General features: G+C 62.1%; 5 protein-coding genes and 2 pseudogenes. All 7 read left to right on the top strand.

Annotated features, from left to right (window positions below; genetic code table 11):
* Positions 1 to 283, top strand: a pseudogene (locus HX846_RS21730) (Flp pilus assembly protein CpaB); the annotation flags it as partial.
* 20 nt (positions 284 to 303) lie between these two features.
* Entirely contained in the window at positions 304 to 1527 is a 1224-nt protein-coding gene (locus HX846_RS21725; RefSeq protein ID WP_087693097.1) for a type II and III secretion system protein family protein, read from the top strand.
* Complete coding sequence (locus tag HX846_RS21720) at positions 1524 to 2714, top strand: pilus assembly protein CpaE (RefSeq protein WP_008438996.1); 1191 nt, start codon at positions 1524 to 1526, stop codon at positions 2712 to 2714. Before HX846_RS21725 ends, HX846_RS21720 begins: the two co-directional genes overlap by 4 nt.
* A complete protein-coding gene (locus tag HX846_RS21715; protein WP_008438997.1) occupies positions 2711 to 3982 on the top strand; it encodes a CpaF family protein in 1272 nt (423 codons plus the stop codon). Before HX846_RS21720 ends, HX846_RS21715 begins: the two co-directional genes overlap by 4 nt.
* 11 nt (positions 3983 to 3993) lie before the next feature.
* Complete coding sequence (locus HX846_RS21710) at positions 3994 to 4878, top strand: type II secretion system F family protein (protein WP_003212908.1); 885 nt, start codon at positions 3994 to 3996, stop codon at positions 4876 to 4878.
* 1 nt (position 4879) lies between these two features.
* Positions 4880 to 5764, top strand: a complete 885-nt coding sequence (locus tag HX846_RS21705) for a type II secretion system F family protein (RefSeq protein ID WP_087693099.1) — start codon at positions 4880 to 4882, stop codon at positions 5762 to 5764.
* Positions 5765 to 5775: 11 nt separating this feature from the next.
* Positions 5776 to 6058, top strand: a pseudogene (locus tag HX846_RS21700) (hypothetical protein); the annotation flags it as partial.

Here is a 6058-nt window from a genome sequence, read left to right as displayed (position 1 = left end):
CGTACCGGAGGAGCTCCTGAGCCGGCTGATGCTCGCAGCCCAGTCCGGCGTACTGCGCCTGGCTGTGCGCAGTGCCGACGAACAACTGCTGAGCCAATACTGGGCCGGTGAAACGGAGTCCGCGACCCACCTGGAAAACACCCGGCGCGAGCTCTACCAGTTCAACCAGCTGGCCTTCAGTACAGCGCCGGTCAACGGCCTGAGTCCCGCCGGCAATGGTGCGCCAAGGCGTTCAGGCGTCGAAGTAATACGTGGCAATCAGGTTACCCAACAAACGCCCTGAAAGAGCTAAGGATGCCTTGAATGAGCAGTCGTTTCGTGTGGTCTTTTTCGCGAATTTTCTGGGCACTTCTCACCCTGAGCCTGCCTGTCGGCGTTGCACTGGCAGCACCCGGCAACTGCACGGGCCTGGGCCAGCTGCCGGCGGTGCTGGAGGTGGGTGAAGGCGCTCAACAGGCTATCCAGTCGCCGGTGCCGATTACGCGGCTGGCCATTGGCGATCCGAAAGTGGCCGATGTGCAGGTCAACGGCAACCAGGCGTTCCTGCTCACCGGCATCGCCTCGGGCACCACCAGCCTGATGGTCTGGACGGCCTGCTCCAGCAGCCCGCGCCAAAGCATGGTGTTCGTCAAGGGCAAGGCCACGTCAGCCCTGACCAGCCTGGCCCTGGCGCCGTCCGATGACCCGACGCTGCCCAGCCAGGTGCAAACCGACATCCGCTTTGTAGAAGTGAGCCGCACCAAACTCAAGGAGGCCAGTACCTCGATCTTTGGCCGGGGCGGCAACTTTCTGTTCGGCGCCCCGAACAATGTTGCCAACCCCGCGGCCACAGGATTCCGTGGGCTCCCGGTGAACAACGACACCTTCAACATCGGCTTTGGCGGCGGCCGTGTCTCGGCCATGATCAACGCCCTGGAAAGCAGCGGCTTTGCCTACACCCTGGCCCGGCCGAGCCTGGTGGCGCTCAGTGGCCAAAGTGCGACCTTCCTCGCCGGTGGTGAAGTACCGATCCCGGTGCCCAGCAGCGGCAGCAACACCATCTCCATCGAATACAAAGAGTTCGGTATTCGCCTGACCCTGACCCCGACCGTCATCGACCATGGGCGAATTTCCCTGAAGGTCGCGCCAGAGGTCAGTGAGCTGGACTACACCAACGCGGTCAACATCCAGGGTATCTCCGTGCCGGCGCTGACCATCCGGCGCACCGACACCAGCATCTCCCTGGCCGACGGCGAAAGCTTCGTGATCAGCGGCCTGATCAGCACCAACAACACCTCCAGCGTCAGCAAATTCCCGGGCCTGGGTGACATCCCGATCCTCGGTGCATTCTTTCGCGACTCCAGCATCAATCGCCAGGAAAAAGAGCTGCTGATGATCGTCACCCCGCACCTCGTGCAGCCCTTGGCGGCCAACGCCCAACTGCCTTCTTTGCCAGGGGAAAAGCTGCGCAATTACGACCCTAACTGGTACCGCCTGTATTTCCTCGAAAACGGCAATTTCGACCGCCGCAGTGGACTGTCCGAATGAGTGAGAGCCTGAGCCAGACCTTTTTGGCAATTACCCGCAACACCACGGATCTGGAATGGCTTCAGGGCGCACTCGCGCCCCTGGGGCAAGTGGTCAGCGCCGGTGCCGGCAGCCTCGACGAACTGTTGGCACTGGTAGACGTGACGTTCGCCAACCTGGTGTTCATCGGCCTGGACCGGGAACACGTCACCACCCAGTGCGCCCTGATCGAAGGTGCCCTGGAAGCCAAGCCGATGCTTGCCATCGTGGCCTTGGGCGATGGCATGGACAACCAGCTTGTACTGAACGCGATGCGCGCCGGCGCACGGGATTTCGTGGCCTACGGCTCGCGCTCCAGTGAGGTTGCCGGCCTGGTTCGGCGCCTGAGCAAACGCTTGCCGGCGGTCACCCCGAATACCCATTTGGGCGGACTGACCGTGCTCTACGGCACCCAAGGCAATGCCGACGGCGCGCTGATCGCCAGCCACCTGGCGCTGGTGGTGCAAAAAAGCGGGCAGCAAACGCTGTTGCTCGACCTGGGCCTGCCACTCGCTGACAGCCTCGCACTGCTGGGGCTGGAGAGTTCTTTTCATTTCGGCGACGCCCTGCGTCACTTGCGGCGCCTGGACTCAACCCTGATCAACAGCGCCTTCACCACCGCCGAAGCCGGTCTGCGCATCCTCGCCTACCACAACAACGACGAGCCCCTGGAGCGTACCAGCGCGGCCGAGTTGTACATGTTGCTCAGCGCCCTGCGCCAGCACTTCCAGCACATCGTGGTGAACCTGACCGGCCAACCCGACAGCGAAGCCTTGCGCACCTTTGTCAGCCATTGCGACAAACTGCTGTGGTGCACCGACCAAAGCGTGCCGGACTGCCGCCGCAACCTGGCCGTACTCAACCTGTGGCGGGAAAAAGGCATGAAACTCGACCATGCCCGCCTGCTGGTAGACCGCTACCTAAAGGGGGCCGCCCCGGACTCGGAGGCACTGGGCAATAGCTTCGGGCTGGAGGTAATCGCCGTCCTGCCCTGGAGCCCGGAAGTGCGCCTGAGTGCCAAGAACCAGGCCCAGACCCTGTTCTCCCTGGCCCCACGGGAAGCCCTGACACAGACGTTGCGCGGCTTGGGTGAGCGCCTGGCAAAACGCTCCGAGGGCCTGGAAAAACCCTCCACCAATTGGCTCAACCGCCTTCTGAGGACCAAATGAACGGCGAGAAGCTGTTTGGCGTCGCCCCGCGCGGCAACGTCGGCAACACTGATCACGACGGCCTGAAGCTGGTGCTGCATCGCTACATCATCGATGCCATCGAGGATTCGGGAAAAAATCTGCTGGAAGGCACACGCCAGTCCCTGGCGCAGTTTGTGATCGACAAGGTGGCCGAATACATCACACGTATGCACCTGGCGATTTCCCGCTATGAGATGGAGCGCCTGGCTGAAGAGATCGTCGATGAGCTGACCGGTTTCGGCCCGTTGGAAGTGCTGCTGCGCGACCCGACCGTCACCGAGATCCTGGTCAACGGCCCGCACCGGGTATTCGTCGAACGCGATGGCCTGCTGCAACAAAGTGACTTGCGCTTCATTGACGACCACCATGTCGAGCGGGTCATGCAGCGCATCCTCGCACCCCTGGGACGCCGGCTGGATGAGTCGTCGCCGATGGTCGATGCGCGCCTGCCCGATGGCAGCCGGGTCAATGCGATCATTCCGCCGATTGCCCTGGACGGGCCGTGCCTGTCGATTCGAAAGTTTCGCAAGGACATGCTTAAAAGCAGCGACCTGGTGGCCATGCAAACCATCGACCAGGCCATTTTCGACTTTTTCAAGGAAGCCGTCGGCAAGCGCTGCAACATCCTGATCAGCGGCGGTACCGGCACCGGTAAAACCACACTGCTGAACATTCTCAGCCAGTTGATCAACCCCCGCGAGCGCCTGGTCACCATCGAAGACGTGGCCGAGTTGCAACTGGGCCATCCCCACGTTGTGCGCCTGGAAACCCGCCCGCCCAATGCCGAGGGGCATGGGGAAGTGAAGGCCAGTGACTTGATCCGCAACGCCCTGCGGATGCGCCCCGACCGCATCATCCTCGGCGAGATCCGGGGCGTGGAAGTCATCGATGTGTTGACCGCCATGAACACCGGCCACGACGGTTCGATGAGTACCGTGCACGCCAACAACGCCCAGGACGCCTTGCTGCGCCTGGAAACCCTGGTGGGCCTGACCGGCCGGGTCGTCGCGGAAAAAACCCTGCGGCAAATGATCTGCGCGGCGCTGGATGTGGTGATCCAGCTGACGCGCCTGCCCGATGGCCGCCGCTGTGTCAGCGAAGTGGTGGAAGTGGTGGGCATCCGCGAAGACGTGTACGTCACCAACACCCTGTTTCGCCACGACAAGCGCACCGGCTTTGGCTTCCTGCGCGAAGCGGTCAACCCGGCCGGTGACAAGTTGCGTCACGAAGGTCACCTGCCGGTGTAGGAGGCAACCCGATGATCGGTCCGATTCTGCTCGCCCTACTCGCCGTAGCCCTTCTGGTGCTGGGGATAGGCCTGATGCGCAACGGTTTGCGCAAGGCCCAGACCGACCGGGTATTGGAACGCCTGGCCGAAGGGCAACCCCAGGCCATGAAAGACAACGCGGTGACCACCAGCCTGGAACGCACGTTTATCCGTGCAGGCCTCGGCCGGCCAACCGAGCGCCTCGGCCTGTGGCTGACCCTGTGGGCCTTTGGCGCCCTGCTGGGGGGGCTCGTGGGCCAGTGGATAGGCTTGTTTGTGATGGTGGCGGCACCGCCCTTGGCACTGCGCCTGTACATCGCCGTACGCTACCAGCGGCGGCTGCGCCGGATGATCGAACAACTCCCGCAATTGCTCGATCACGCCGTACGCAGCCTGAAATCCGGACGCACCCTGGCGGACGCCATCCTGAGCGGAATCGATGCCAGTGACGACCCGTTGAAAAAGTCCATGGGTCGTATCAAGCGCAATGTGCAATTGGGTGTCAGCCTGCCGGAGGCCGCTCATGACTATGCCGAGTTTTATGAACAGGATGAATTGCGCCTGTTTGCCCTGGGCCTCAAGGTCAACCACCGCTACGGCGGCAACGCCAGTGAGCTGCTGGAAAACCTGATCAAGATGATCCGCGAGCGCGACCAGGGCGCACGGCAATTACGCGCCATGACCGGTGAAACCCGGGTGACCGCGCTGGTGCTGGCGGTACTGCCGGTGAGTGTCGCGGGCTACTTCCTGCTCGTTAATCCGACGTACCTGATGGCCATGTGGGATGACCACAGCGGCCAACGCCTGATGCTCGGTGCGTTCGCCTTGCAAGTCATCGGATGCGTGGCGCTGTGGCGCATGTTGCGGAGTATCTGAGATGGCGATACTGATCAGTGCCGTATTGTTTCTTGCCGCGTTATCACTGCTGCTGGCGAATATCCTGAGCAGTCGTCGTCAACAACGCGTGGTCGCCCAGCGGCTGCAGGGCGAGCCAAGCCGCAATGACAAAATGAGTGAGTGGTTGCACCAGTTGGGCAGCACCCGGATCGGCCAGCGCACCATCAGCCTCGATAACGAAACCCAAATCCTGCTCAACCGCATGGGCTGGAGAAAAACCAGCCAACGCTCGATGTTCGCCGCTTGCCAGATCGGTTCACCGATAGTTTTGCTGGGGCTGACCGCGATGACACTGGAGCTGTTCTTTCCCGGCACCGAGCATGAGTTTGTGATCTCCCTGCTGGGCCTGATCATCGGCTACCTGCTGCCCAAGCGAATACTGGTGGCACTCGCCAAAAGGCGCCAGGGGAAAATCTCCCGGGAAGTAGCGACCTTCATCCCCCTGGTGCGCATTCTGTTTGAGTCAGGCATGGCCGTGGAGCAGGCGCTGCGGGTCATGGCCTACGACGCGCAAAAGTTGCTGCCGGTACTGACCGCCGAACTGCGCCTGGTGCTGGCACGCGTCGATTCCGGGCTGGAACTGGGGGAGGAATTGAACAAGGCCAGCCAGATGCTGGACGTCGATGAACTCAGCGACACGTGCCTGATCCTCCAGCAACTTCTGCATCAGGGCGGCGGGGCGATGAAGTCGCTGCAATCGCTCAAGCAGTTGCTGGATGACCGGCGCCTGACCCGCCTGCAGGAATACATTTCCAAGATGTCCGCCAAAATGTCCGTGGTGATGATGCTGTTCCTGTTTCCCGCATTACTGATCGTATTGGCCGGCCCTGGCTTTATCGCCATCGCCAAAGCCTTCGTGCCTTGAGAGGACATGCAATGAAGACATTGATGGTCGCCTGCAGCCTGTTGTTGTTAAGTGGTTGCGCCAGTAACGGGCAACTGCCGTGGGCGGGTTTCAGCGCGCAGGGCAGTTGTGCCAAGCCCAACTCCGATCAGGAATTATCGCTGAACCTGGCCGACGACATGGCCAACGAGGGCAAGCTGCACGCCAGCCTGGCCAACCTGCAAAACCTGCCGGACAACCTGCCACAGGTGCGCCAGCGCCAGGCCAAGGTGTACCGCCTGCTGGGCCGCAGCGAAGCCGAACCGTTGTACCGCA

It is taken from the genome of Pseudomonas sp. K5002, from assembly GCF_013386655.1.
Classification (GTDB): domain Bacteria; phylum Pseudomonadota; class Gammaproteobacteria; order Pseudomonadales; family Pseudomonadaceae; genus Aquipseudomonas.
This window is presented reverse-complemented; position numbering and strand designations above follow the sequence as displayed.